The organism is Pseudomonas sp. GW821-FHT01C01, assembly GCF_059422645.1.
In genome coordinates this window covers 183,857-209,416 of sequence record NZ_JBWKXF010000005.1, presented here as the reverse complement: position 1 = coordinate 209,416, position 25,560 = coordinate 183,857, and the positions used below count along the sequence as shown (strand labels likewise).

Annotated in this window: 24 protein-coding genes and 1 pseudogene; 19 read left to right on the top strand and 6 right to left on the bottom strand. The window is 58.5% G+C overall.

Going from position 1 to position 25,560, the window contains the following annotated elements; genetic code table 11:
• Window positions 1-85 precede the first annotated feature (85 nt).
• The 7 genes from hslV to AC07XF_RS05765 all read left to right on the top strand — a co-directional run bounded on the left by hslV (window position 86) and on the right by AC07XF_RS05765 (window position 7,933).
• A complete protein-coding gene (gene hslV / locus AC07XF_RS05795) occupies window positions 86-616 on the top strand; it encodes an ATP-dependent protease subunit HslV (protein WP_007975582.1) in 531 nt (176 codons plus the stop codon).
• Window positions 617-670: 54 nt separating this feature from the next.
• A complete protein-coding gene (gene hslU / locus AC07XF_RS05790) occupies window positions 671-2,008 on the top strand; it encodes an ATP-dependent protease ATPase subunit HslU (protein ID WP_007989295.1) in 1,338 nt (445 codons plus the stop codon).
• A gap of 118 nt (window positions 2,009-2,126) precedes the next feature.
• Window positions 2,127-2,504, top strand: coding sequence for a gamma-butyrobetaine hydroxylase family protein (locus tag AC07XF_RS05785; RefSeq protein WP_007999201.1), 378 nt, complete (start codon window positions 2,127-2,129; stop codon window positions 2,502-2,504).
• 260 nt (window positions 2,505-2,764) lie between these two features.
• Window positions 2,765-4,444 carry a class II poly(R)-hydroxyalkanoic acid synthase gene (gene phaC / locus AC07XF_RS05780; RefSeq protein WP_495025740.1) on the top strand — a complete coding sequence of 560 codons (1,680 nt, stop codon included), beginning with the start codon at window positions 2,765-2,767 and terminating at the stop codon, window positions 4,442-4,444.
• Window positions 4,445-4,600: 156 nt separating this feature from the next.
• Window positions 4,601-5,455, top strand: a complete 855-nt coding sequence (phaZ, locus tag AC07XF_RS05775) for a poly(3-hydroxyalkanoate) depolymerase (protein WP_495025739.1) — start codon at window positions 4,601-4,603, stop codon at window positions 5,453-5,455.
• 115 nt (window positions 5,456-5,570) lie between these two features.
• Entirely contained in the window at window positions 5,571-7,253 is a 1,683-nt protein-coding gene (gene phaC / locus AC07XF_RS05770) for a class II poly(R)-hydroxyalkanoic acid synthase (RefSeq protein ID WP_495025738.1), read from the top strand.
• Window positions 7,254-7,312: 59 nt separating this feature from the next.
• Window positions 7,313-7,933 (top strand): TetR/AcrR family transcriptional regulator, encoded by a 621-nt coding sequence (locus AC07XF_RS05765; protein ID WP_495025737.1) that lies wholly within the window; start codon window positions 7,313-7,315, stop codon window positions 7,931-7,933.
• A 178-nt stretch (window positions 7,934-8,111) separates the two neighbouring features.
• On the opposite strand, the gene AC07XF_RS05760 is transcribed toward AC07XF_RS05765, so the two are convergent.
• The 3 genes from AC07XF_RS05760 to AC07XF_RS05750 form a co-directional block, all read right to left on the bottom strand.
• The gene (locus AC07XF_RS05760) at window positions 8,112-8,966 is read right to left on the bottom strand and encodes a phasin family protein (RefSeq protein ID WP_495025736.1); all 855 of its coding nucleotides are present in this window, start codon (window positions 8,964-8,966) and stop codon (window positions 8,112-8,114) included.
• Window positions 8,967-8,976: 10 nt separating this feature from the next.
• Window positions 8,977-9,399 (bottom strand): phasin family protein, encoded by a 423-nt coding sequence (locus AC07XF_RS05755; RefSeq protein ID WP_495025735.1) that lies wholly within the window; start codon window positions 9,397-9,399, stop codon window positions 8,977-8,979.
• A 244-nt stretch (window positions 9,400-9,643) separates the two neighbouring features.
• The gene (locus tag AC07XF_RS05750) at window positions 9,644-9,919 is read right to left on the bottom strand and encodes a polyhydroxyalkanoic acid system family protein (RefSeq protein ID WP_495025734.1); all 276 of its coding nucleotides are present in this window, start codon (window positions 9,917-9,919) and stop codon (window positions 9,644-9,646) included.
• Window positions 9,920-10,074: 155 nt separating this feature from the next.
• Between AC07XF_RS05750 and ubiE the strand changes: the two genes are divergently transcribed.
• The 12 genes and pseudogenes from ubiE (at window position 10,075) to AC07XF_RS05690 (ending at window position 22,504) form a co-directional block, all read left to right on the top strand.
• A complete protein-coding gene (gene ubiE, locus AC07XF_RS05745) occupies window positions 10,075-10,845 on the top strand; it encodes a bifunctional demethylmenaquinone methyltransferase/2-methoxy-6-polyprenyl-1,4-benzoquinol methylase UbiE (RefSeq protein ID WP_007975568.1) in 771 nt (256 codons plus the stop codon).
• On the top strand, window positions 10,845-11,468 hold the full coding sequence (locus AC07XF_RS05740; RefSeq protein ID WP_495025733.1) for a ubiquinone biosynthesis accessory factor UbiJ: 624 nt from the start codon (window positions 10,845-10,847) through the stop codon (window positions 11,466-11,468). The genes ubiE and AC07XF_RS05740 overlap by 1 nt, the downstream gene beginning before the upstream one ends.
• A complete protein-coding gene (gene ubiB, locus AC07XF_RS05735) occupies window positions 11,465-13,069 on the top strand; it encodes a ubiquinone biosynthesis regulatory protein kinase UbiB (protein ID WP_495025732.1) in 1,605 nt (534 codons plus the stop codon). The genes AC07XF_RS05740 and ubiB overlap by 4 nt, the downstream gene beginning before the upstream one ends.
• An 81-nt stretch (window positions 13,070-13,150) precedes the next feature.
• Complete coding sequence (gene hisI, locus AC07XF_RS05730) at window positions 13,151-13,552, top strand: phosphoribosyl-AMP cyclohydrolase (RefSeq protein ID WP_007989281.1); 402 nt, start codon at window positions 13,151-13,153, stop codon at window positions 13,550-13,552.
• Window positions 13,545-13,877: a phosphoribosyl-ATP diphosphatase gene (locus tag AC07XF_RS05725; RefSeq protein WP_007952422.1), complete on the top strand. Its 333-nt coding sequence runs from the start codon at window positions 13,545-13,547 to the stop codon at window positions 13,875-13,877. Before hisI ends, AC07XF_RS05725 begins: the two co-directional genes overlap by 8 nt.
• 25 nt (window positions 13,878-13,902) lie before the next feature.
• A complete protein-coding gene (locus AC07XF_RS05720) occupies window positions 13,903-14,175 on the top strand; it encodes a twin-arginine translocase TatA/TatE family subunit (RefSeq protein WP_007989280.1) in 273 nt (90 codons plus the stop codon).
• A 10-nt stretch (window positions 14,176-14,185) separates the two neighbouring features.
• A complete protein-coding gene (gene tatB, locus AC07XF_RS05715; RefSeq protein WP_495025731.1) occupies window positions 14,186-14,638 on the top strand; it encodes a Sec-independent protein translocase protein TatB in 453 nt (150 codons plus the stop codon).
• A complete protein-coding gene (tatC, locus tag AC07XF_RS05710; protein WP_007996287.1) occupies window positions 14,635-15,429 on the top strand; it encodes a twin-arginine translocase subunit TatC in 795 nt (264 codons plus the stop codon). Before tatB ends, tatC begins: the two co-directional genes overlap by 4 nt.
• Window positions 15,426-16,133, top strand: a complete 708-nt coding sequence (locus tag AC07XF_RS05705) for a 16S rRNA (uracil(1498)-N(3))-methyltransferase (protein WP_495025730.1) — start codon at window positions 15,426-15,428, stop codon at window positions 16,131-16,133. Before tatC ends, AC07XF_RS05705 begins: the two co-directional genes overlap by 4 nt.
• 149 nt (window positions 16,134-16,282) lie before the next feature.
• Window positions 16,283-17,437 (top strand): annotated as a pseudogene (locus tag AC07XF_RS05700) (methyl-accepting chemotaxis protein); the annotation flags it as partial.
• Complete coding sequence (locus tag AC07XF_RS05695) at window positions 17,420-18,292, top strand: methyl-accepting chemotaxis protein (RefSeq protein ID WP_495025748.1); 873 nt, start codon at window positions 17,420-17,422, stop codon at window positions 18,290-18,292. The pseudogene AC07XF_RS05700 and the gene AC07XF_RS05695, both read left to right, overlap by 18 nt.
• Before the next feature lie 222 nt (window positions 18,293-18,514).
• The gene (locus AC07XF_RS05690; protein ID WP_495025729.1) at window positions 18,515-22,504 is read left to right on the top strand and encodes a fibronectin type III domain-containing protein; all 3,990 of its coding nucleotides are present in this window, start codon (window positions 18,515-18,517) and stop codon (window positions 22,502-22,504) included.
• A gap of 277 nt (window positions 22,505-22,781) precedes the next feature.
• Here AC07XF_RS05690 and AC07XF_RS05685 read toward each other — a convergent pair whose 3' ends face one another.
• The 3 genes from AC07XF_RS05685 to AC07XF_RS05675 all read right to left on the bottom strand — a co-directional run bounded on the left by AC07XF_RS05685 (window position 22,782) and on the right by AC07XF_RS05675 (window position 25,413).
• Window positions 22,782-23,516, bottom strand: coding sequence for an amino acid ABC transporter ATP-binding protein (locus tag AC07XF_RS05685; RefSeq protein WP_495025728.1), 735 nt, complete (start codon window positions 23,514-23,516; stop codon window positions 22,782-22,784).
• Window positions 23,509-24,468, bottom strand: a complete 960-nt coding sequence (locus AC07XF_RS05680) for an amino acid ABC transporter permease (protein WP_495025727.1) — start codon at window positions 24,466-24,468, stop codon at window positions 23,509-23,511. Before AC07XF_RS05680 ends, AC07XF_RS05685 begins: the two co-directional genes overlap by 8 nt.
• Window positions 24,469-24,615: 147 nt before the next feature.
• Window positions 24,616-25,413 (bottom strand): transporter substrate-binding domain-containing protein, encoded by a 798-nt coding sequence (locus tag AC07XF_RS05675; RefSeq protein WP_495025726.1) that lies wholly within the window; start codon window positions 25,411-25,413, stop codon window positions 24,616-24,618.
• Window positions 25,414-25,560 lie beyond the last annotated feature (147 nt).

The following is a 25,560-nucleotide window of genomic DNA, read 5'->3' as shown; positions in this document are numbered from 1 at the left end:
CGCTTCCTGCAGTTGAAATCCACTCCACCACCCCCATATGAATGGGCATAAGGCATTTTCGCCCCGCTGCGTGGAGACTCTTCCCTTGACCACCATCGTTTCAGTTCGCCGCCACGGCAAAGTCGTCATGGGCGGCGACGGCCAGGTTTCCCTTGGTAATACCGTGATGAAAGGCAACGCGAAAAAAGTTCGTCGCCTGTACCACGGCCAGGTCATCGCCGGTTTTGCCGGTGCCACCGCTGACGCCTTTACCCTCTTCGAACGCTTCGAAGGCCAACTTGAGAAACATCAGGGCCATCTGGTTCGCGCCGCTGTCGAACTCGCCAAAGAATGGCGCACCGACCGCTCCCTGAGCCGCCTCGAAGCCATGCTTGCGGTCGCCAACAAAGACGCTTCCCTGATCATCACCGGTAACGGCGATGTGGTTGAACCGGAAGACGGCCTGATCGCCATGGGTTCCGGTGGCGCCTACGCCCAGGCCGCCGCCAGCGCACTGCTGAAAAAGACCGATCTGTCGGCCCGGGAAATCGTCGAAACGGCCCTCGGTATCGCCGGCGACATCTGCGTATTCACCAACCACACCCAGACCATTGAGGAGCAGGACTGCGCCGAGTAAGCCCGTGCAGCCATTGCACCACGGCTCATTCTTGCTTGAGGTCCACTGAATATTATGTCCATGACTCCCCGTGAAATCGTCCACGAACTCAACCGCCACATCATCGGCCAGGACGATGCCAAGCGCGCCGTCGCCATTGCCCTGCGCAATCGCTGGCGCCGCATGCAGCTGCCCGAAGAGCTGCGCGTTGAAGTAACGCCAAAGAACATCCTGATGATCGGCCCGACGGGTGTCGGTAAAACCGAGATCGCCCGTCGTCTGGCCAAACTGGCCAATGCGCCGTTCATCAAGGTCGAAGCGACCAAGTTCACCGAAGTCGGCTATGTCGGCCGCGATGTCGAATCGATCATTCGTGACCTGGCCGATGCGGCGATCAAGCTGCTGCGCGAACAAGAAATCGTCAAGGTTCGCCACCGCGCCGAAGACGCCGCCGAAGAGCGCATCCTCGATGCCCTGCTGCCACCGGCACGCATGGGCTTCAGCAGCGACGATGCCCCGACTGCCGACTCCAACACCCGTCAGCTGTTCCGCAAGCGCCTGCGCGAAGGCCAGCTGGATGACAAGGAGATCGAAATCGAAGTCGCCGAAATGGCCGGTGTCGATATCTCCGCGCCACCGGGCATGGAAGAAATGACCAACCAGCTGCAAAGCCTGTTCGCCAACATGGGCAAGGGCAAGCGCAAGAGCCGCAAGCTCAAGGTCAAGGAAGCGCTGAAACTGGTGCGCGACGAAGAAGCCAGCCGCCTGGTCAACGATGAAGAGTTGAAGGCCAAGGCCCTGGAAGCGGTCGAGCAGCACGGCATCGTGTTCATCGACGAAATCGACAAGGTTGCCAAGCGTGGCAATTCCGGTGGCGTCGATGTGTCCCGCGAAGGTGTGCAGCGTGACTTGCTGCCGCTGATCGAAGGCTGCACCGTCAACACCAAACTGGGCATGGTCAAGACCGACCACATCCTGTTCATTGCTTCCGGTGCGTTCCACCTGAGCAAGCCGAGCGACCTGGTGCCCGAGCTGCAAGGCCGCCTGCCGATTCGTGTCGAACTCAAGGCCCTTTCACCGGAGGACTTCGAACGCATCCTCAGCGAGCCTCACGCCTCGCTGACCGAGCAATATTGCGCCCTGTTGAAAACCGAAGGCCTGGGCATCGAGTTCCAGCCGAGCGGCATCAAGCGCATCGCGGAGATCGCCTGGCAGGTCAACGAGAAAACCGAAAACATCGGTGCCCGTCGCCTGCACACCCTGCTCGAGCGTCTGCTCGAAGAGGTGTCGTTCAGCGCCGGCGATCTGGCCAGCGCCCATGACGACAAGGTGATCCTGATCGACGCCGACTACGTCAACAGCCACCTGGGCGAATTGGCGCAGAACGAAGACCTGTCCCGTTATATCCTGTAGTCATGTGAGACCTGTGTAGGAGCCGGCTTGCCGGCGAAGGCGTCCTCGCGATCGCCTTCGCTGGCAAGCCAGCTCCTACAAAGGGTCGCTACCGTTCCACACAAACGGATTTCAGGTCATGACCCAACTCCCCACCGACATCAAGCTGCACAAAGCCTCGAAAACCCTGTCGCTGAAATACGCGTCCGGCGAGGAATACACCCTGCCCGCCGAGTTCCTGCGCGTGCACTCTCCTTCCGCCGAGGTCCAGGGCCACGGCAAACCCATCCTGCAATTTGGCAAGATCAACGTAGGCCTGACCAAAGTGGAACCGGCCGGTCAGTACGCACTGAAACTGACCTTCGATGACGGTCACGACAGTGGTCTGTTCACCTGGGAATACCTCTACGAACTGGCGCGACGTTATGACGCACTCTGGGAGGACTATCTGGCCGAGCTGAAAGCCGCCGGAAAAACCCGCGACCCGAACGAATCCGTCGTCAAGCTGATGCTCTAGCCTGAGCCTCTCGCTCTTTAGAGGGCATTTTCTAATTTCATCTGTTTGAATGCTTGGCCGCGAGGTCAGTCATTGGCCTGCTTGCGAAAAAAATTAAACTCGGGTAACCAATGGAACTGGCAAGTTCCCTGCAGTGCTCTCTGCGAATTAAAAAGCAGCGATGCAGAATTAACGGTCACCCGAGCAGTAGTACCTGGCATTGGCTGTGTGACTACACAGCAGGACCCCGGTACTCGTCTCAGGACAATGGAGCGTCGTAGATGAGTAACAAGAATAACGATGACTTGAAGTATCAGGCCTCGGAAAACACCTTGGGACTGAATCCTGTCGTTGGGCTGCGTGGAAAGGATCTACTGGCTTCTGCTCGAATGGTGCTCAGGCAGGCCATCAAACAGCCGGTGCACAGCGCCCGGCATGTCGCGCATTTTGGCCTTGAACTCAAGAACGTGCTGTTCGGCAAATCCGAACTGCAACCGACCAGCGATGACCGTCGCTTCGCGGATCCGGCCTGGAGCCAGAACCCGCTCTACAAACGTTATCTGCAAACCTACCTGGCGTGGCGCAAGGAACTCCACGACTGGATCGACGACAGCAACCTGCCGCCCAAGGACGTCAGCCGCGGGCACTTCGTGATCAACCTCATGACCGAGGCCTTCGCCCCGACCAACACGGCGGCCAACCCGGCGGCGGTCAAGCGCTTCTTCGAAACCGGCGGTAAAAGCCTGCTTGATGGTCTCTCACACCTGGCCAAGGATCTGGTGCACAACGGCGGCATGCCGAGCCAGGTCAACATGGGCGCTTTCGAGGTCGGCAAGACCCTGGGTGTGACCGAGGGCGCAGTGGTCTTTCGCAACGACGTGCTGGAGCTGATCCAGTACAAGCCGATCACCGAGCAGGTGCATGAGCGCCCACTGCTGGTGGTGCCGCCGCAAATCAACAAGTTCTACGTTTTCGACCTGAGTCCGGAAAAAAGCCTGGCGCGATTCTGCCTGCGCAACAACGTGCAAACCTTCATCGTCAGCTGGCGCAACCCGACCAAGGAGCAGCGCGAGTGGGGCCTGTCGACCTACATCGAAGCGCTCAAGGAAGCGGTTGATGTGGTCACCGCGATCACCGGCAGCAAAGACGTGAACATGCTCGGTGCCTGCTCCGGCGGCATCACCTGCACCGCACTGCTGGGCCACTACGCGGCAATCGGCGAGAACAAGGTCAACGCCCTGACGCTGCTGGTCAGCGTGCTCGACACCACCCTGGACAGCGACGTGGCCCTGTTCGTCGACGAGCAAACCCTCGAAGCCGCCAAGCGCCACTCCTACCAGGCCGGCGTCCTCGAAGGCCGCGACATGGCGAAAGTCTTCGCCTGGATGCGTCCCAACGACCTGATCTGGAACTACTGGGTCAACAACTACCTGCTGGGCAACGAGCCGCCGGTATTCGACATTCTGTTCTGGAACAACGACACCACCCGGTTGCCTGCCGCGTTCCATGGCGACCTGATCGAGATGTTCAAAAGTAACCCGTTGACCCGTGCCGATGCACTGGAAGTGTGCGGCACGCCGATTGACCTGAAGAAGGTCACCGCCGACATCTTCTCGCTGGCCGGTACCAACGACCACATCACGCCATGGCGCTCCTGCTACAAATCGGCACAACTGTTCGGCGGCAACGTCGAATTCGTGCTGTCCAGCAGCGGGCACATCCAGAGCATCCTGAACCCGCCGGGCAATCCGAAATCGCGTTACATGACCAGCACCGAAATGCCTGCCAATGCCGATGACTGGCAAGAAGAGTCGACCAAGCACGCTGACTCCTGGTGGCTGCACTGGCAGGCCTGGCAGGCGCAGCGTTCGGGCAACCTGAAAAAAGCACCGACGAAACTCGGCAACAAGGCCTACCCGGAGGGGGAAGCCGCACCGGGCACTTACGTGCATGAGCGGTAACTGACACACCTCGCCCCCCTTGTGGGAGCGGGCTTGCTCGCGAAGGCGTCGTGTCAGTCGACGTCAGTGTTCAATGATCGACCGCTTTCGCGAGCAAGCCCGCTCCCACAGGGGAAAGAGCAAGAATTCAAGAGAGCGACCCACAGGGCCTGAAGCATGCCGCAACCCTTCATTTTTCGTACCGTCGATCTGGATGGCCAGACGCTCCGCACGGCGGTACGCCCCGGCAAGCCTCACTTGACGCCCCTGCTGATTTTCAACGGCATCGGCGCCAACCTGGAGCTGGTGTTCCCGTTCGTCGCGGCACTGGATCCGGACCTGGAAGTCATCTGCTTCGACGTACCCGGTGTCGGCGGTTCATCGACGCCGAACCGGCCGTATCGTTTTCCGGCGCTGGCCAAGCTCACGGCGCGGATGCTCGACTATCTCGACTACGGGCAGGTCAACGTCATCGGCGTGTCCTGGGGTGGCGCCCTGGCCCAGCAGTTCGCTTACGACTATCCGGAGCGCTGCAAGAAACTCGTGCTGGCCGCGACGGCGGCGGGTGCGGTGATGGTACCGGGCAAACCGAAAGTGCTGTGGATGATGGCCAGCCCTCGGCGTTACATCCAGCCGTCCCACGTGATCCGCATTGCGCCGATGATCTACGGTGGCTCGTTCCGTCGCGACCCGACGCTGGCCGCGAGCCATGCGGCCAAGGTACGTTCAGCGGGCAAGCTGGGTTACTACTGGCAGCTGTTCGCCGGCCTCGGCTGGACCAGCATTCATTGGCTGCACAAGATCCGCCAGCCGACCCTGGTACTGGCCGGCGACGACGATCCGCTGATCCCGTTGATCAACATGCGCCTGCTGGCCTGGCGGATTCCCAACGCCCAGTTGCACATCATCGATGACGGGCATCTGTTCCTGATTACCCGGGCCGAAGCGGTCGCCCCGATCATCATGAAATTCCTGGAAGAGGAGCGCCAGCGCGCGGTGATGCATCCGCGTCCGGCGCCATTGGGCAGCTAAACCGCTGCATCAGCGGTCGGCAGGACGCCACGCCGCGCAACAACCCGTTACAGCGTCTATGGTGTTCTGGTTCGGTGTGTTTGTTTTTAGCCTGAAGACGAAGGAGTGTTGACTCATGCGCGAGAAACCAGCGAGGGATTCCTTACCGACTCCCGCCGCGTTCATCAATGCACAGAGTGCGATTACCGGCCTGCGCGGCCGGGATCTGTTGTCGACCCTGCGCAGTGTGGCCGCCCATGGCTTGCGCAATCCGCTGCACAGCGCCCGGCATGCCCTCAAACTCGGCGGTCAGCTTGGCCGTGTGCTGCTGGGTGAAACCCTGCATCCGACCAACCCGCAAGACGCTCGCTTCGCCGACCCGGCGTGGAGCCTCAACCCGTTTTATCGCCGTAGCCTGCAGGCCTATCTGAGCTGGCAGAAACAGGTCAAAAGCTGGATCGACGAGAGCAACATGAGCCCGGACGACCGCGCCCGTGCCCACTTCGCTTTTGCCTTGCTCAACGACGCCGTATCGCCATCCAACACCCTGCTCAATCCACTGGCGGTCAAGGAACTCTTCAATTCCGGTGGTAACAGCCTGGTGCGTGGCATCAGCCATTTGGTGGACGATCTGCTGCACAACGATGGCCTGCCCCGACAAGTCACCAAGCAAGCGTTCGAGGTTGGCAAGACGGTCGCCACCACCACCGGTGCCGTGGTGTTTCGCAACGAGCTGCTGGAGTTGATCCAGTACAAGCCGATGAGCGAAAAGCAGTATTCCAAGCCCCTGCTGGTGGTACCGCCACAAATCAACAAGTTCTACATTTTCGACCTGAGCCCCCACAACAGCTTCGTCCAGTACGCCCTGAAAAACGGCTTGCAAACCTTCGTGATCAGCTGGCGAAACCCGGATGTGCGTCACCGCGAATGGGGGCTCTCGACCTACGTGGAAGCGGTGGAAGAGGCCATGAATGTGTGCCGGGCGATCACCGGCGCACGCGAGGTCAACCTGATGGGCGCTTGCGCCGGCGGGCTGACCATTGCCGCGCTGCAGGGCCACTTGCAGGCCAAGCGGCAGTTGCGCAGGGTGTCCAGCGCGACTTATCTGGTGAGCCTGCTCGACAGCCAGCTGGACAGTCCGGCCACACTCTTCGCCGACGAACAGACCCTCGAAGCCGCCAAGCGCCGCTCCTATCAGCGGGGTGTACTGGACGGCCGCGACATGGCCAAGGTCTTCGCCTGGATGCGCCCCAACGATTTGATCTGGAGCTACTTCGTCAATAACTACCTGTTGGGCAAGGAGCCACCGGCGTTCGACATCCTCTACTGGAACAACGACAACACGCGCCTGCCTGCGGCCCTGCATGGCGACCTGCTGGACTTCTTCAAACACAACCCGCTGACCCACCCGGGCGGACTGGAAGTGTGCGGCACGCCGATTGATTTGCAGAAAGTCACCGTCGACAGCTTCAGTGTCGCCGGCATCAACGATCACATCACGCCGTGGGATGCGGTGTATCGCTCGACGCTGCTGCTCGGTGGCGAACGGCGCTTCGTATTGTCCAACAGCGGTCATGTGCAGAGCATTCTCAACCCACCGAGCAACCCGAAAGCCAACTACGTCGAGAACGGCAAACTGAGCAGCGACCCCCGCGCCTGGTACTACGACGCCAAGCATGTCGACGGTAGTTGGTGGACCCAATGGCTGAGCTGGATTCAGGAGCGCTCCGGTGCGCAGAAGGAAACCCACATGGCGCTCGGCAACCAGAACTACCCACCGATGGAGGCAGCACCCGGTACTTACGTGCGCGTGCGCTGACGTTCAACGAGCCATGGCCCCTGCCGGCCGTGGCAAGACCCGATCATTAAGAAGACTGGATGAAAACCCGCGACCGGATCCTCGAATGTGCCCTGCAGTTGTTCAACCAAAAGGGCGAACCGAATGTCTCCACCATGGAAGTTGCCAATGAAATGGGCATCAGCCCGGGCAACCTCTACTATCACTTCCACGGCAAGGAACCACTGATTCTCGGGCTGTTCGAGCGCTTTCAGGGCGAACTGACCCCCTTGCTCGATCCACCGGCCGATGTCGAACTGGCGCCGGAGGACTACTGGCTGTTCCTGCACCTGATCGTCGAACGTCTGTCCCACTACCGGTTTCTGTTCCAGGACCTGTCGAACCTCGCCGGGCGCCTGCCGAAACTGGCCAAGGGCATTCGCAATCTGCTCAATGCACTCAAGCGCACACTGGCGTCGCTGCTGGCACGATTGCAGGCGCAAGGGCTGCTGGTCAGCGATACCCAGGCACTGGGGCAACTGGTGGAACAGATCACCATGACGCTGCTGTTTTCGCTGGACTATCAGCGGATTCTCGACCGCGCAGGTGAAGTGCGACTGGTGGTTTACCAGATCATGATGCTGGTGGCGCCACATTTGCTGCCGTCGATGAAGGCTGCGACCGAGCAGATGGCGATGGCGTATCTGGAGGACCACAATTAAAAATGTGGGAGCGGGCTTGCTCGCGAAGGCTGTTTATCATTCAGCATTGATGTCGGCTGACACACCGCTTTCGCGAGCAAGCCCGCTCCCACAGGGGATCTCTGTCGTGTTCCAGGATGCACTCACAAACAAAAACGCCCGACCTGTGAAGGCCGGGCGTTTTCTTGAGCCCTGAAAATCAGGACTGACTGGTTGGCGTCGATGGAACTGGCGCGGCAGTCGGGGTGACAGCAGGGGTTGGCGCGGTCGCGGAGTTCGATACGCTGACCGGAGCTGCCGGGGTTGCCGGTTTGGCAGCTGCCACTGCTGGTTTTGGCGCGGCGGCTTTTGGAGCTGCCGGCTTCTTCACTGCAGGTTTTTTCGCAACAGCAGGCTTGGCTGCTGGCTTGGCCGCTGCAGGTTTTGCAGCAGCGGTTTTAGCAGCAGGCTTGGCCGCGGCTGGTTTGGCTGCCGCTTTGGCGGCGACCGGCTTGGCTGCTGGCTTGGCCGCTGCAGGTTTTGCAGCAGCGGTTTTGGCAGCAGGCTTGGCTGCTGCTTTTGCCAGTGGCTTGGCAGCAGTTTTGGCGGCCGGTTTAGCAGCAGGCTTGGCTGCTGCGGCCTTCGCCGCAACAGGCGCAACCTTGGCACCGGTCAGTTTTTCGATTTGCTTGGTCAGGGTATCGACCTTGCTGTGCAATGCTTTGACTTCGTTGCGGCTCGGTACGCCCAGGCGCGAAATGGCGCTGTTCAGACGCTTGTCGAAAGCCCCTTCCAGCTCATCCCACTTGCCCAGTGCACGATCTTTCACGCCGCTGATGCGCGATTTGGCCGAAGAAGCGGTGTCCTTGGCGGCGTCGACTGTCTTGCCAACAGCGCTTTTGGTGAGCTTCTCGGCTTTCTCGCCGTCCTTTACCAATGCATCGAAGAGCTTGCTGCCGTCAGTGTCGATCTTCGAGTACACGCCTAAGCCAGCCAGCCAGATTTTGCGGGAGTAGTCTTCGACTTTCCCGATCCACGAGCTGCCTTCTTTTTCAGTATTCTTTTTGCCAGCCATCCCGTTCTCCTTAAGATTTACGCGCGACACGTTCGAGCAATGCCGTCAGCTCATCGAGCTTAGCAGAGAGTGTCTCAACGTCATGTTTAGACGGAATGCCGATACGATTCAAGGCACTTGCGACACGCGTGTCGAACGCCTTCTCGACCTTGTCGAGTTGAACTTCGACCTTGCCTTTGAAAGTGCTCACTTCACTCTTGGCTTCATCGATCTCGGCATTCGCCGCTTCAAGTTTCTCAGCGACTACTTTTTTGCCTTTCTTTTCAACAACCTGACCAGCCTTGATCAGCTCTTGAAAGTATTCGCCGCCCTCGTGGCCGACCTTGGCGTAGGCACCCAGGCCTGCCAGCCAGATCTTGCGGGCATAGGATTTGACGTCGCTCAGCGTGCTGGTCGATGCGTCGGTTTTTTTCTTCAAAATAACTTTGGCCATGGTGCACCTCACGCGCAGAAGGTTTGAGGAACTGCCCGGATAAGTGTCGGGCTCCGGCACAAAGTAGGGAGAAAAATTAGAAACGGCACCCTAACAACTGACATAAACCTTTGAGAGCACCGCCAACTAAATGTGGGAGCGGGCTTGCTCGCGAAGGCAGTGGGTCAGTTGATAAAAATTTCACTGACACACCGCCTTCGCGAGCAAGCCCGCTCCCACAGGGGATCTCATTTCAACCAGAAAATCAGACCAGGACCTTGTCCAGCGCCTTTTCGATTTCCGCTTTGATCATGCCGCTCATGGCCGACATCATCAGGCCCAGTTCCACGTCGACCTTGATCGAATCTTCACTGACATGCACCGCGCCCTTCACACCTGGGCGCTTGAGGTTCAGGGTGTCGCCGGACCACTGCGGCTCCAGGCCATACTGGTCGGCAAGTTTCTGCGCCAGCTTGTCGGCCTTCTCGCGAGCCGCTTCCTTGCCCAGGCCATGGGCACGTTGAACACTAATACGGGCCATCAAATGACTCCTGCTTTATGGATGCTTTCCCGAGGCATCTTGACCTCTGCTGCGTCAAAACGTCCCGATGGTTGCCCATCTTACCTTCAGCCTTGCCAAGACAAAGCATGCCTTGGGGATTAGAATGTCGCGCATTCTCTTTTGGTGACAGCGATATGACTGATCAGCGCAAAGGCAGCGATGCCGAACCCACCACTCACTTCGGCTTCAAAAACGTTCCGGAAAGCCAGAAAGCGGAAAAAGTCGCTGAGGTTTTCCACTCGGTAGCCGCCAAGTACGACCTGATGAACGACCTTCTGTCGGGCGGCATGCACCGTCTGTGGAAGCGTTTCGCGATCGAACTGTCCGGCGTTCGTGCCGGCAACCGCGTGCTCGATATCGCCGGCGGCACTGGCGACCTGACCAGAAAATTCTCGCACCTCGTCGGCCCGACCGGCCAGGTCGTGTTGGCCGACATCAACGAATCGATGCTCAAGGTCGGTCGTGACCGCCTGCTGGACCTCGGTGTGGCCGGCAACGTCGAATTCGTCCAGGCCGATGCGGAAAAACTGCCGTTCCCCGACAACCATTTCGACTGCGTGACCATCGCCTTCGGCCTGCGCAACGTGACCCACAAGGAAGATGCCCTGCGCTCGATGCTGCGCGTACTCAAACCGGGTGGCCGCTTGCTGGTGCTGGAGTTCTCCAAGCCGACCAACGCGCTGATGTCCAAGGCCTACGACGCCTACTCGTTTGCCTTCATGCCACTGATGGGCAAGCTGATCACCAACGACTCGGAAAGCTATCGCTACCTGGCCGAATCGATCCGCATGCACCCGAACCAGGAAACCCTGAAGTCGATGATGGTCGAGGCCGGTTTCGACCGCGTGACCTATCACAACATGACCGCAGGCATCGTTGCCCTGCACCGCGGCATCAAGCCCTGATGCTGCTCGCCGGGCTGCTTGCCAGCGTTGAACTCGGCCTGAACCGGGTGCTGCGTCTCGACAGCACGGCGCTGCCGCGGCTGGCGCATTTGAACGGCCGGGTGATTGCCGTCGATTGCCGCAGCCCGGCGCTGCAACTGTTCATCCTGCCCAGCGACGAAGGCCTGATGCTCGCCTCCCAGTGGGAAACCGGCGCCGACTGCACCTTGCGTGCACCGGCCTCGAGCCTGTTGAAACTGACCATGAGCAAGGACAAGACCTCGATCCTGCACAGCCCTGAAGTCGAACTCGACGGCGACAGCGGTGTGCTGCTGGAACTGGCGGCGATCCTTCAGGACCTCGAGCTGGACTGGGAGTACGAACTCTCGCGCTGGCTGGGGCCGGTGGCCACGCAACTGGTCGGCGGTCACCTGCGCAGCCGCGCCCGCTGGTATCAGCAAGGGTTCGCCAGCCTGGGCCAGAACCTGGGCGAATACCTGGCCGAAGAATCGCGCACCCTTGTCGGTCAGCGCGAAGCCGAAGCCCGATTCAGTGAACTGGACCGGATCAAACTTGATCTGGAACGTCTCGAGGCGCGTTTCGAGCGCCTTTCCCGATCCCTCGACCCAAGCGATAACGCATGAAGCTGCTTGCCGTCCGCCGTTTGTTGCGCATCCAGCGCGTCGTGATCCGCTACCGCCTCGATGACCTGCTGTTCGCCCTGCCACTGCCCTGGTTTCTGCGGGCACTGCGTTACGCGTTGCCGTGGCGCTGGTTCCCGCGCAAGACCCTGGACCTGAGCCGTGGCGCGCGCTTGCGCCTGGCGCTGCAGGACCTGGGGCCGATTTTCATCAAGTTCGGGCAAATCCTGTCCACCCGCCGCGACCTGCTGCCAGAAGACATCGCCGATGAGCTGATGAAACTGCAGGACCGCGTGCCGCCGTTCGATTCGCAAGTGTCGGTCAAGCTGATCGAAGACCAGCTCGGCAAAAAAATCAGCGACGTGTTCAGCCGTTTCGATGTCGAGCCGCTGGCCTCGGCCTCGGTGGCGCAGGTACATGCCGCGCAACTGAAAACCGGTGAAGAAGTCGTCGTCAAAGTGATTCGTCCGGGCTTGAAACCAGTCATCGCCCAGGATCTGGCGTGGCTGTTCATCCTCGCCCGTGCCGCCGAAAAACTCTCGGCCGATGCGCGCCTGCTGCACCCGGTGGACGTGGTCAGCGACTACGAAAAAACCATCTACGACGAACTCGACCTACTGCGCGAGGCGGCCAACGCCAGCCAGTTGAAGCGCAACTTCGACGGTTCGCCGCTGCTGTACGTGCCACAAGTCTATTGGGACTGGTGCCGGCCGAAAGTGCTGGTGATGGAGCGCATCTACGGCATTCAGGTCACCGATCTGGCGACCCTGGCCGACCAGCGCACCGACATGAAAATGCTCGCTGAACGCGGCGTGGAAATCTTCTTCACCCAGGTGTTCCGCGACAGTTTCTTCCATGCCGACATGCACCCGGGCAACATTTTCGTCAGTACCGTGAACCCGTGGAGCCCGCAGTACATCGCGATCGACTGCGGCATCGTCGGCAGCCTGACCCCGGAAGACCAGGACTACCTGGCACGCAACCTGTTCGCCTTCTTCAAGCGCGATTACCGTCGCGTGGCGCAGTTGCACATCGATTCGGGCTGGGTGCCGGCGGAAACCAAACTCAACGAATTCGAAGCGGCGATCCGTACCGTGTGCGAGCCCATCTTCGAAAAACCGTTGAAGGATATTTCCTTCGGTCAGGTGTTGATGCGCCTGTTCCAGACCGCGCGTCGCTTCAACATGGAAGTGCAGCCGCAGTTGGTCTTGCTGCAAAAAACCCTGTTGAATATCGAAGGCCTGGGCCGCCAACTGTATCCGGAACTCGACCTGTGGAACACCGCGCAGCCGTTCCTCGAGCGCTGGATGCGCGAGCGGGTCAGCCCCAAAGCCCTGCTCGGCAACGTGCAGAGCCAGTTCGAACAGATCCCGCACCTGGCCAACATGGCCCGCGACTTGCTCGAACGCATGTCCCAGCCCCACGCCTACGACCCGCCGCCACCGTGGCATCGACGCCGCGACGACTGGTTCCTGCGCCTGCTCGGTACGGCCCATCTGGCCGGAGGCGCCATCCTTGCCGCTGGCGGGCCACTGAATCAGTTGGACTATTGGCCAGCTGGCATCATGATGGCCGTCGGTTTGTATCTGGTCGTTCGCCGATAGCCAGTTGGGTGAACGACTGGCACACTGTTTCAACGCCTGAGCTCGGCTATTGAAGTGTCGAGCCCGCTGTCGGAGTCGAAGATGAAAAACTGGCTGGACGAGATCAAGTGGGACGCTGACGGCCTGGTGCCGGCCATCGCCCAGGATCACAAGACCGGGCGCGTCCTGATGATGGCCTGGATGAACCGCGAAGCACTGGAACTGACCGCTGCCGAGAACCGCGCCATTTACTGGTCGCGTTCCCGTGGCAAGCTGTGGCGCAAGGGCGAAGAGTCCGGCCATGTGCAAACCCTGCACGAGATGCGCCTGGACTGCGACGCCGACGTGATCATCCTGATGGTCGAGCAGATCGGCGACATCGCCTGTCATACCGGCCGCCAGAGCTGCTTCTATCGCGTCTACGAGAACGGCGATTGGACAACCGTCGACCCAGTCCTGAAAGATCCGCACGCCATCTACTCCGCAGGGCACAAACATGAGTGACACTCTGACCCGTCTGGCTCAAGTGCTGGAAGAGCGCAAAGGCGCCGCCGCCGACAGCTCGTATGTCGCCAGCCTGTACCACAAGGGCTTGAACAAGATTCTGGAAAAAGTCGGCGAAGAGTCGGTCGAGACCATCATTGCCGCCAAGGACGCCGCCGTCAGCGGTGACTGCAGCGATGTGATCTACGAAACCGCCGATTTATGGTTCCACAGCATGGTCATGCTCGCCCAATTGGGGCAGCATCCACAGGCTGTACTCGATGAACTGGACCGTCGTTTCGGTCTCTCCGGACACGTAGAGAAAGCCTCGCGTCCGTCCGCCTGAATAACTATTAGAGAGGAGCAGCAGCATGGGCATTTTTGACTGGAAACACTGGATCGTCATCCTGGTTGTCGTGGTACTGGTATTCGGCACCAAGAAACTGAAAAACCTCGGCACTGACGTTGGCGAGTCGATCAAGGGTTTCAAGAAAGCCATGAACGACGACGAAAAACCGGCCGACCCGAACGCGACCCCGGCCCAACCGGTTCCACCGGTACAGCCTCAGGCCTCTGTGAACCAGCCGCACACCATCGACGTGCAGGCGCAGAAAGTCGAAGAGCCGATCCGCAAAGACGTGTGAGCGCAGACTAATGTTTGGTATCAGCTTCTCTGAACTGCTGCTCGTCGGCCTCGTTGCCCTGCTGGTGCTGGGTCCCGAGCGCTTGCCGGGCGCTGCGCGCACCGCTGGCCTGTGGGTCGGGCGCCTGAAGCGCAGCTTCAACGCGATCAAACAGGAAGTTGAACGTGAAATCGGTGCCGACGAAATTCGTCGGCAACTGCACAACGAGCACATCCTGTCGCTTGAGCAGGAGGCGCGGAAAATCTTCACGCCGACCCAGCAGGAGCCTACGCCGGTCGAACATGTGGGTGCGCAGACGATTCAAGCGCCTGCCGCTACTGTCGACTCGACACCTGCTCCCGTTGTAGCGCCTGTCGAACCTGCGCCCGTTGTTGCAGCCGCTCCGGTTGAACCCGTTACACCTGCGGCTGCGCCCGTTGCGCCGGCCCCTCATGACCCAACACTGCCGCCGCGAGCCCCATGAGCGATCTCCCAGAAAACGACCAGCACATGCCGCTGGTTTCGCACCTCACCGAGTTGCGTACCCGCCTGCTGCGCTGTGTAGCGGCGATTTTCATCATCTTCGCCGGGCTGTTTGCCTTCACCCAGCAGATCTACACCTTCGTCTCGACGCCGCTGCGCGCATACCTGCCCGCCGGCGCGACGATGATTGCCACCGACGTGTCGTCGCCATTCCTGACGCCGCTGAAGCTGACGATGATGGTCTCGCTGTTCCTGGCCATCCCGGTGATCCTGCATCAGATCTGGGGTTTCATTGCCCCCGGCCTGTACAAGCATGAAAAACGCATCGCCGTGCCACTGCTGGTGTCCAGCATCCTGCTGTTCTACGCCGGCATGGCCTTCGCCTATTTCCTGGTGTTCCCGCTGATCTTCAAGTTCTTCGCCGCCGCCACCCCGGCCGGCGTGGAAATGATGACCGACATCACCAGCTACCTCGATTTCGTCATGACGCTGTTCTTCGCCTTTGGCGTGGCGTTCGAAATTCCGGTGGCCGTGGTGCTGCTGGTGTGGATCGGCGTAGTCGACGTCAAATACCTGAAGAAGATCCGCCCGTACGTGATCATCGGCTGTTTCGTGGTCGGCATGATCCTGACGCCGCCGGACATTTTCTCGCAGACCCTGCTGGCGGTGCCGATGTGGCTGCTGTTTGAAATCGGCATCCTGTTCGGCAGCCTGATCAGCAAGCGTGGCGAACATCCGGACGACCAACCGGCTGACGATCACAACGACCAGCCGCCAGCGACCCAAGCGTGAACCTGCTACTCCTCATCGATGCCGACTTCATTGCGGCCGACCGGGTGATCCTGCGTGATCGCCGGCTGACGCACATGCAGGAAGTCCACCGCTGCGAAGTGGGTGACAGCATGCGCGTTGGGCGGATCGGCGGTCTGATGGGTTCGGCCGAAGTGCTGCGCCTGGACGCCGACGAAGCGGAATTGCGCGTCACCCTCGATCAGCCGCCACCGGCCAAGCTGCCATTGACCCTGGTATTGGCCCTGCCGCGGCCCAAAATGCTGCGCAGGGTGTTTCAGACTGTGGCAGCCATGGGTGTGCCGCGTATCGTGCTGGTCAACAGCTATCGCGTCGAGAAGAGCTTCTGGCAGACTCCGTTCCTGGAGCCCGAGGCGATTCGCGAGCAGTTGATCCTCGGCCTCGAACAGGCGCGGGACAGCGTGCTGCCGGAAGTCGTCATCGAAAAACGCTTCAAGCCGTTTGTCGAAGACCGTCTGCCCGCGATGACCGAAGGCACCCTCGGCCTGGTGGGGCATCCGGGCAATTACCCGCCCTGCCCTCGCGCACTCAGCGAACCGGTGACCCTGGCCATCGGCCCCGAGGGTGGCTGGATTCCCTACGAGATCGACCTGCTGGGCAAGTCCGGCCTGCAACCGGTGCAACTGGGCGAGCGCATTCTTCGCGTCGAAACCGCCGTGACCGCGCTGCTGGCACGGCTTTTCTAACGACGCATAACCCGTAGCAGCTGGCGAAGCCTGCGTTCGGCTGCGAAGCAGTCGTCTATACGGCGTACTCAGTCAACCAGAATGACTGAGGTGCCGGGTTTTGCGACTGCTTCGCAGCCGAACGCAGGCTTCGCCAGCTGCTACATGTGATGACCGCAAGCCGACTATCCGCCCCTACAGAACCCCATCCATCTGCCGATAAACACCCCATAAAACCAAATTGTGGTCCGGGGAGTTTCAGCATGTATCAATGGCTAGCCGAGAATCTGGGAAACGTCAGCGTCAAACGCAAGCTGGGGATCGGCTTCGGCCTGGTGCTGTTACTGACCCTGCTGATCACCTTCACCGGCTGGAGCGGCCTGAGCGGCGTGACCAGCCGTGGCGATAAACTGGGGTTCATCGCCAGCCTCAACGACCTGACCAAGGACCTGCGCATCGCCCGCCTGGATTACGAAATGCGTCGCGGCGAACAGGGTCCCGGCGCCGTCAACGATCTGTTGGGCAAACTCGAAAGCGGCCTGCAGACCGCCCGCGGCCTGATCGAGCAACCGGCTGATACGGCCATGGTCGATCAACAACTGGCCGCTGTCGCCGAATACCGTCGTGCCTTCAGCGACATGACCCAGGCCGGCGCCCAGCGTGAAGACGCCCGCAGCAAACTCGGCGCCACCGCCGACAACGCCGTGGCCCGCGTCGCCGAAGTGGAAAAATCCATGCTGCAAGGCGACAGCGTGGCGGCATTCAACAGCGTGATCGACCTGAGCAAACTGATTCAGCAGGCGCGTTTTCAGGTTCGCGGCTACACCTACAGCGGCAAGAGCGAAGCCGAGCAGCCAGCCCTCGACGCGATCGACAACGCCCTGAAGAACCTCGAGAGCCTGCCGGCCAAACTGCCCGGAGAACACATCGCCAACCTGCAACAGGCGACTGATTCGCTGAAGGCCTACCGCGCCGCTGTCAGCCAGTTCCGCGACTCCCAGGTGGCCAGCGCCAAGGCCTTGGTGCGCATGTCCGCCCAAGGCGAGATCCTGTTGGACATGAGCCAGAAACTCACCGTCTCGCAAACCGTCGTGCGCGACACCGACGCCGCCCATGCCAAGAACATGCTGGCCCTCGCCACAGTTCTGGCCATCGTCTTCGGCCTGCTGGCCGCCTGGGCCATCACCCGGCAGATCATCGTTCCATTGAACCAGACCCTGGCCGTCGCCGAACGCGTAGCCAGTGGCGACCTGACCCACAACCTGACGTCCCAGCGCCGTGACGAACTCGGCCAGTTGCAGCGTGCCATGCAGAGCATGACCCAGGGCTTGCGCGAACTGATCGGCGGCATCAGCGATGGCGTCACGCAGATCGCCAGCGCGGCCGAAGAGCTGTCGGCAGTCACCGAGCAGACCAGCGCCGGGGTCAACAGCCAGAAGGTCGAGACCGATCAGGTCGCGACTGCGATGAACGAAATGGCCGCCACCGTGCAAGAAGTCGCGCGCAACGCCGAAGAAGCCTCCGAAGCCGCCGTCGCCGCCGACCAGCAGGCCCGCGAAGGCGACAAAGTGGTGGGTGAAGCCATCGCCCAGATCGAACGCCTGGCCGCGGAAGTCGGTCACTCCACAGAGGCCATGGGCGAGCTCAAGCGCGAAAGCGACAAGATCGGCAGCGTGCTCGACGTGATCAAGTCCGTGGCCCAGCAAACCAATCTGTTGGCACTCAACGCCGCGATTGAAGCCGCCCGGGCCGGTGAAGCCGGACGTGGTTTTGCCGTGGTCGCAGACGAAGTCCGCAGCCTGGCCCAGCGCACACAGAAATCCACCGAAGAGATTGAAGAGTTGATCCTCGGCCTGCAAAACGGCACGCAGCAGGTGGCGACCATCATGGACAACAGCCGCAGCCTGACCGACAGCAGCGTCGAACTGACCCGTCGCGCCGGTGGCTCACTGGAAAGCATCACTCGCACCGTCTCGGCAATTCAGGCGATGAACCAGCAGATCGCCGCTGCCGCCGAGCAACAAAGCGCGGTGGCCGAAGAGATCAACCGCAGCGTGCTGAATGTGCGGGACGTGTCGGATCAGACCTCGGCGGCGAGTGAGGAGACCGCGGCCTCCAGCGTTGAACTGGCGCGGCTGGGGACGCATCTGCAGATGCTGGTGGGGCGGTTCAAGGTTTGAAGTGAGCACAAAAGATTTGCAGATGGAAAGGGATAGCCGGCGAGCCACGCGCCGGTCCATCTCCAGAGGTGCCTGGAACCGAACCATCCAACTCACCCAATTTAATGACCTAACCTTAAACAATTAGTAGAACAATCGACCCGTTCAACTAACAGTTCTGCTAGTTATACCGCTTTCAGAATCAGCGCACGCTGTAGCTCCTGCTTTTTTAGGAGCACCATCATGAGCAACGATTCAATCGACACTTCTGACAACTCGGAAAGTGTTTCGCCTGACGACATCGCACCCAACACCAACTACAGCCGCTGGATGACCGATATGGCAGCGGACATTGCGCATATGAAGCTGCATCAGCTGGCTATTCCTGGCGCACATAACTCTGGAGTTGATAGAGATGGGAGATTTCATGTCGGCATGAGATGGGCGGCTTGCCAGTACAAAAGCTTCCCCGAGCAATTAGCCGCGGGAGCGCGATATCTGGATTTACGCCTTGTTGATGCCAGCTATAAAAAAGATGTCGGCGGAAGCAACGCTCCACGGTACAAATTCGTAGAAATTTTTGAGTTCGCGCATGGCGGTGTCGCCGTAGGTCGGCATCTGAATCACTTGGTTGAAGCAGTCAATAACTTTTCAAGATCAAATCCCGGTGAAATTATATTTATTGATTTTCATCATTATGATCGAGGACGCAATCATGCGCATAACAGCCTGGAACGATGCCTGCGTATATTCAGCCCTATTAAAGATCGTCTAATACCACCTTCAGCGAGAGACTTGAGCATTGGAGAAATACGTCAACAACATCCAGGCTGCAATGTAATTCTGTGCCTTGCCCATGACTACCCAGTCCCCAATGATGACAAGCCAGACAAATGGCCAGGCGGAACAGTGCGCAGAGAGCAGATTTGGACTCCTCTCCGGCACGAGTGGAACTCGAATGACGCCTCCGAAAGTGGCATCACATCGCTCGTCACTAACGCAATGAAATCACCTCCACAGGATAATTACTGGGTACTTTCAGCCGCTGTCACAGAACAAACATTTCCAAAAGATTTGGTGGCTACAAGCCCTGTAAGAACAGAGGTTTTTAAGCCAGGATTCCAGAATGTTAAAATCCTCATGGTGGATTTCATTGAAGGTAATAACGCTAGAACCAGCGTAGTAGATCGCTGCATCACGCTGAACAGACTGAGATCCGTAGACAAAACAAAGCCATCCGCGCCAACTAATCTTGTTGTAACAGCAAAAGATGAAGATACAACCGGTGGAAAATTTCAAAATACGCTAGTGTTCAATTGGACCCCGTCAAACGACAATCTTGGCGTTCGACAATATGAACTCCATAGCGACGGCGAGCATTTCGCGACAACAAACAGAATCCCATATGAGCATAAAAATTTCGCGCTAAAAAATTACACATTTAAAATCAAAGCAATCGACAACATGAATAATCAGTCAGATTTTTCCGAGAACTTCCGACTTATCCAGGACGAAATACCTCCTACCATCCCTGGAGGACTTTTTCCCATACCGTTGTCCAATGGAATCAGCGCACTTATTATTTGGGACGACTCCACAGACACGGCAGGGGTGGAAGGTTATGATGTATATATAAACGGTGTTTTTTTCGCATTTGTGCCCTACACTCAGGAGCGTGGAGCAAGGGTAAATACAAACAACGACCTCATAAACAATGAGCAATATCAGATAAAAGTTCGTGCCAAAGACATTAACGGGCTTTATTCCGAGTTTGCTGAAAAAACACTTTATCCACGCCCAAGAGTAATTAATCCAAAATATTCCATCACCGGATATGACGAGTCTACTAGAAAATATAGTGTCAACATCGTATGGGAGACTGATGTAAATGATACATTTCCAGCCGTAGACATTGAATATCAAAGCCGTACTAAGTCGGATAGTGGGAGAACCAGCGAAATTTACTACCCTGAATCGGCTGAAGGACCAATATTCAACATCCTGCTCAGCCCCAACGAGAGGGTAAACCACCAATGCATAACAGTTTTTGCGAGGCTTTATCCAGTGAGCAATTGGATTATTTTTGACTTTGTGTTTGACGCAACACCGCCAGAAGAAATCATCAATTTAAAAGTCACGTCTCGCACAAAAAGCTCTACTTCCATCTCTTGGACACCTTCACCTGACGCCAACGTAAAAAACTATGCAATTTCTGTTAACGAAGAGTGTCCGGTACTGGTTTCCAAATCCACTGACACTTACACTTTCGATGAATTGCCAATGGACGAAACGTTCTTGATCGAGGTATGGGCATTAAATGATGTCGATGCTTGTTCAACTATTGTATCGCTCACCCTTGAAGCCATCGATATTGAACCACCCAGCAAGCCCGGCACTCCCGTCATTACCCAAGACACAGGTACGTCAGCAACCCTTTCCTGGACACCATCAACCGATAATATTGGCGTCACCGCTTATGAAGTTAAGCTGGATAGCAACGCGCCTTTAATCGTCCAGAACAACGCGCATACTTTCACTGCCTTGAAAGAAGGCACGTCCTATAACGTCAGGGTTCGCGCCAAAGACGCTGCCGGGAATTTTTCTGAGCCATCGTCTGCATCTTTCGTGACGAAGTACTTACCCCCAAGTAAACCGGGTATCCCTCAGGTCAGCCAAATCACCCATGCGTCAGCGGAACTCAATTGGGCGGCCTCAAGCGGATTGGAGGTTCGGTACAATATTTCTCTGAATGGCTTCCTTGTCGCTCGAACCAACGAACCGCGCTTGACCTTAAGCCACCTGAGAAGTCATTTCGACTATCGCGTAGAAGTCCGCGCCGTTAATCCCGGTGGCGTATCCGAGCCTGCTATCACCGCGTTCAAAACCTTGCTCGCTCCTCCCGCCAACCTGAGGTTCAGCCATCTGAATGGCCGCTGCCGCTTGGCCTGGGACCCTGTTTTCAGCAAATTCCCTTCCCACGAGGTAACAATCAACGGCAAGGTATTCACCACGGGGCCGGGGCGTTGGGGATACAGCTTCAAATTGTCCGATCTGTCACCTGGGCCTGCGCCACACCGCTTCACGTTCAAGGTTCGCGCGCTACTGGATGGCGCCAGCTCCAAAGAAAGCCTGCTGGATAAAACCTTGGCCGATGATGTTCCACCCGCTCAACCGGGTGCCCCCATCGCTAGTGACATCAGCGATACATCGGTAACCCTGACTTGGGAGCCTTCCAGCGATAACGTCGGTGTAACCGGATATCGGGTCGTCCTGAATGGGTTTCTTCTGTTCAACACGCCAAACCCTCGCTATACATTTACAAAGCTCACTCCCGGCGCCTATCACTATGTATTCGTCCGTGCGCTGGACAAGGACGGGAACCTCTCTGCCCCTAGCAAAAGCACGGTATTCAAAACCACGGGACAGCCTCCTGCTCTCCCTCCCGCCAAGCCAAACGTAAGCATCACTGCTGAAACAGCCAATTCACTCGCATTGGAATGGGGTTCTCTTGATGGAGGTTCTGGCGTGCGGATCCTGCTCAATGATGAACAATGGCGAGATGTGCTGTTGCTGCCAGGCGTGACGATGCTCAACCTGCTACCCAGTGTCGAGTACAACATCAGTGTGTCGGTCTTCGACGTATTCGGGCAGCTATCGGAACCAACAGTCCTCACCCATGAACTCAAAGACACGACACCACCTAGCACCCCAGAGAATTTGCGCACGACAGCCTCAACCTCAGACTCGGTCACGCTGAGCTGGGACGCATCAACGGATGACATTGGGGTCTGTGAATACGCTATCTACAATGATCAGGTGTACTTCGATAGCACGCCTGAGTTGAATTACATCGTCACAGGGTTGATGCCCGGCAGATATTCTTTTGAGGTGCGAGCGCTGGACTATTCCGGTAATGCTTCTGAACCTGCTTCGATAAGCGTAGACATACAAGGAGATCCGTCGAACACTCCACACAATTTCCGCTATACCCAGCCAGCGGATCAGACAATTCTTGAATGGGATGCGCCAAGTGAGCCTGTTGAGCCTGTTGAGCCTGTAACCGGCTATCGAGTCACTCTGATCAACCCTGACGGAAGAGAATTCAACTACAATCCGACAGCACCAACCATGAGGGAACGCCTGCCTGCAAAAACTCGTTACGGAGTGAGGATTACGGCCCGTAGCGCGGCCGGAGATTCAGCGCCTTTAGTTTCAGAGTTCACCACGAAGTAAAAGGCAGTACGCCGAGAGGCGGCCACCGCGCCTGAACACACAAATGTGTTAACAGCCGCGGTGGCTAATGCCAGTCGGTTAAGCGGTAATGCGATCTGTAGCAGCTGCCGAGCCCGCGAGGCTGCGTTCGGCTGCATAGCAGCCGTGAACCCAGCTGACGTGGCCTGCCTGACGTACCGCAATGACTGATTTTACGACTGCTTCGCAGCCGAACGCAGCCGAACGCAGCCTCGCGGGCTCGGCAGCTGCTACAAAGGGTGTCGCGGTGACTGACTTTTTACAAAACCTGCCGCAAAAACGCCTGCGCTCGCGGATCCTTCGGTGCATCGAAGAACTCCGCTGGCGCAGCATCTTCCAGCAACTTGCCGTGATCGAAGAACAGCACCCGGTCCGCCACTTCCCGGGCGAAGCCCATTTCGTGGGTGACGCAGACCATCGTCATGCCTTCCACGGCCAGGTTCTTCATCACGTCCAACACTTCGCCGACCATTTCCGGGTCGAGAGCCGAGGTCGGTTCATCGAACAGCATGACCTTCGGCTCCATCGCCAGCGCCCGGGCAATCGCCACGCGCTGTTGTTGGCCGCCGGACAGGCGTGATGGGAATTCGTGGGCTTTCTGCGCAATCCCGACCTTTTCCAGCAGCGCCATGGCTTTGGCTTCGCGCTCTTTCTTGCCGCGTTTGCGCACGACTTTCTGCGCCAGGCAGAGGTTTTCCAGCACGGTCATGTGCGGGAACAGGTTGAAATGCTGGAACACCATGCCGACTTCGCGGCGATAGGCGTTCACATCGGTTTTCGGGTCGGCCAGTTGCAGGCCGTCAATGCTCACCGAACCGGAATCGAAGGTTTCCAGGCCATTGAGGCAGCGCAGGAAAGTCGATTTGCCGGAGCCGGAAGGACCGATCACCACCAGCACTTCGCCCTTGGCGACCGTTGTGCTGACGTTATCCACCGCGCGCACCACCTGGCCGCGGGTGTCGAAGACTTTTACCAGATCGCGGACTTCAATCACTTTGTGCGAGCCTCCGCTCAAGCCGGCCGGCGATTTTCGACAGCGGCAGGTTGATCAACAAATACAGCCCCGCGACGCAGAACAGGATTTCGAATGGCGAAAACGAGGTAGTGATGACTTCACGACCGCTTTTCAGCAGCTCGGTAATTGCGATGACCGATACCAGCGAGGTGTCTTTCACCAGGCTGATGAACTGCCCGGCCAGCGGCGGCAACACACGCTTGAAGGCTTGCGGCAGCACCACATGACGCATCGACTGACCGGCACTCAAACCCAGCGACCGTGCGGCTTCGTTCTGGCCACGGGCGATGGACTGCACGCCGGAGCGGATGATTTCCGCCACATAGGCGCCAGTGAACAGCGACAGCGCGGCGATCCCGGCGAATTCCCGGGACAGGTTCATCACCGTGCCGATGAAAAAGTAGAAAATGAAGATCTGCACCAGTAGCGGCGTGCCGCGCACCAGCTCGACATAAATGGTCGAGAGGTCGCGCAGGGTCGGGTTGTTCGACAGTCGGCACAGGCCGGTGACCATGCCGATCAGCAGCCCGAGAACGCCGGACACCACGGACAACCATAAGGTGGTCCAGAGACCCCACATCAGCGGTCCGGCGGCCCAATGACGGGTCACGCCAACCACATCGCCCTCGGCCACATCATCGCCTTGGGCGACTTGCAGGCTATTGTCATCGACGATCAGGTGCTGCTCGGTGCCGGCGTCGTTGCGCAGGGTCACTTCAGCCTTGTCACCCTTGCGTACCAGTTCGCTGACGGTGGAGATGTCGGCGGCGCGCTGGGACTCTTCGGCGTGGTAGGCGAAGTATTGCGGAACGCGGTTCCAGCGCCATTCATAGGACATCAGCGAGGTGGCGTAATACAACGCGCCGGCCAGGCCGATGAGCACCAGCACGGTCAGGACGTGCCAGGGCCATTGGGCTTTTTTCTGTTTCATTGGGTTTGCAGATTCCGAAATTTTTATCGCCGGTGAGGCCGTCTTCGCGAGCAAGCCCGCTCCCACATTTGATCTGTGTCGACCACAAATCCAGTGTGGGAGCGGGCTTGCTCGCGAATGGGACAACTCGGTCTATCTGACCGGGCCTTATTCCATGTCCTTGAGCCATTCGCTGCTCTTGAACCACTTGTCATGGATGCGATCGTAGGTGCCGTCTTCGTGGATCTGGTGCAGGAAGTTGTTGATGAAGTTGATGCTGTCGTAATCACCCTTCTTCAAACCGAAGGCCAGCGGTTCGTAGGTGAACGGCTTGTCGAGGAACACCAGTTTGCCGTTGCCGACCTTGTTCACCGCCACGACGTTGTACGGCGCGTCGTAGATGAAGGCGTCAGCCTTGCCGTTGACCACGTCGAGCACCGCTTCCTGTTCGTTGTCGTAGCCGTGGTACTTGGCTTTGGCGATCAGTTTCCTGGCGACCATTTCACCGGTGGTGCCGAGTTTGGAGGTGATGCGGTAGTCGGCAGTGTTCAGGTCTTTGTAGGACTGGATAGTGCCTTCCAGCTCCTTGCGGATCAGCAGCGTCTGACCAACCACGATGAACGGTTCGCTGAAGTTCAGGCGCAGGTTACGCTCCTGGGTCAGGGTCATGCCGCTGCCGATCATGTCGAACTTGTCGGTCATCAGAGCCGGGATGATGCCGTCGTAGCCGGTGGACACCAGCTCCAGCTTGACGCCCATGGCCTTGGACATGGCTTTGAGAATGTCGACTTCGAAACCGATGATTTCGCCACGCTTGTTGGTCATTTCAAACGGCATGTAGGTCGGGTCCATGCCGACTTTCAACGTGCCGCGCTTGACCGCGTCATCGATGGCACCGGCCTGCGCCGCGTTGACTGCAACCAGTGCCGTGACGCCGACCAGCAGCATCGACAGATACTTCTTCATCATCAAGTCCCCAAAACCATTGCGTTGTGAGGCGCGCAAAAATGGCGGCTCCCCGGGAGGAAACGCACCAATACGGACAAAAATTATCCGGGCACACCAATTCGGGGACGGATCCTAAACTACTCGCCCGTTTGCACAAGGGTTTGG

Bases quoted from the DNA above. Each gene is read 5' to 3' on its own strand.
- hslU (WP_007989295.1), top strand. From the start codon at position 671: ATGTCCATGACTCCCCGTGAAATCGTCCACGAACTCAACCGCCACATC.
- AC07XF_RS05785 (WP_007999201.1), top strand. From the start codon at position 2,127: ATGACCCAACTCCCCACCGACATCAAGCTGCACAAAGCCTCGAAAACC.
- phaC (WP_495025740.1), top strand. From the start codon at position 2,765: ATGAGTAACAAGAATAACGATGACTTGAAGTATCAGGCCTCGGAAAAC.
- phaZ (WP_495025739.1), top strand. From the start codon at position 4,601: ATGCCGCAACCCTTCATTTTTCGTACCGTCGATCTGGATGGCCAGACG.
- phaC (WP_495025738.1), top strand. From the start codon at position 5,571: ATGCGCGAGAAACCAGCGAGGGATTCCTTACCGACTCCCGCCGCGTTC.
- AC07XF_RS05765 (WP_495025737.1), top strand. From the start codon at position 7,313: ATGAAAACCCGCGACCGGATCCTCGAATGTGCCCTGCAGTTGTTCAAC.
- AC07XF_RS05760 (WP_495025736.1), bottom strand. From the start codon at position 8,966: ATGGCTGGCAAAAAGAATACTGAAAAAGAAGGCAGCTCGTGGATCGGG.
- AC07XF_RS05755 (WP_495025735.1), bottom strand. From the start codon at position 9,399: ATGGCCAAAGTTATTTTGAAGAAAAAAACCGACGCATCGACCAGCACG.
- AC07XF_RS05750 (WP_495025734.1), bottom strand. From the start codon at position 9,919: ATGGCCCGTATTAGTGTTCAACGTGCCCATGGCCTGGGCAAGGAAGCG.
- ubiE (WP_007975568.1), top strand. From the start codon at position 10,075: ATGACTGATCAGCGCAAAGGCAGCGATGCCGAACCCACCACTCACTTC.
- AC07XF_RS05740 (WP_495025733.1), top strand. From the start codon at position 10,845: ATGCTGCTCGCCGGGCTGCTTGCCAGCGTTGAACTCGGCCTGAACCGG.
- ubiB (WP_495025732.1), top strand. From the start codon at position 11,465: ATGAAGCTGCTTGCCGTCCGCCGTTTGTTGCGCATCCAGCGCGTCGTG.
- hisI (WP_007989281.1), top strand. From the start codon at position 13,151: ATGAAAAACTGGCTGGACGAGATCAAGTGGGACGCTGACGGCCTGGTG.
- AC07XF_RS05725 (WP_007952422.1), top strand. From the start codon at position 13,545: ATGAGTGACACTCTGACCCGTCTGGCTCAAGTGCTGGAAGAGCGCAAA.
- AC07XF_RS05720 (WP_007989280.1), top strand. From the start codon at position 13,903: ATGGGCATTTTTGACTGGAAACACTGGATCGTCATCCTGGTTGTCGTG.
- tatB (WP_495025731.1), top strand. From the start codon at position 14,186: ATGTTTGGTATCAGCTTCTCTGAACTGCTGCTCGTCGGCCTCGTTGCC.
- tatC (WP_007996287.1), top strand. From the start codon at position 14,635: ATGAGCGATCTCCCAGAAAACGACCAGCACATGCCGCTGGTTTCGCAC.
- AC07XF_RS05695 (WP_495025748.1), top strand. From the start codon at position 17,420: ATGCAGAGCATGACCCAGGGCTTGCGCGAACTGATCGGCGGCATCAGC.
- AC07XF_RS05690 (WP_495025729.1), top strand. From the start codon at position 18,515: ATGAGCAACGATTCAATCGACACTTCTGACAACTCGGAAAGTGTTTCG.
- AC07XF_RS05680 (WP_495025727.1), bottom strand. From the start codon at position 24,468: ATGAAACAGAAAAAAGCCCAATGGCCCTGGCACGTCCTGACCGTGCTG.
- AC07XF_RS05675 (WP_495025726.1), bottom strand. From the start codon at position 25,413: ATGAAGAAGTATCTGTCGATGCTGCTGGTCGGCGTCACGGCACTGGTT.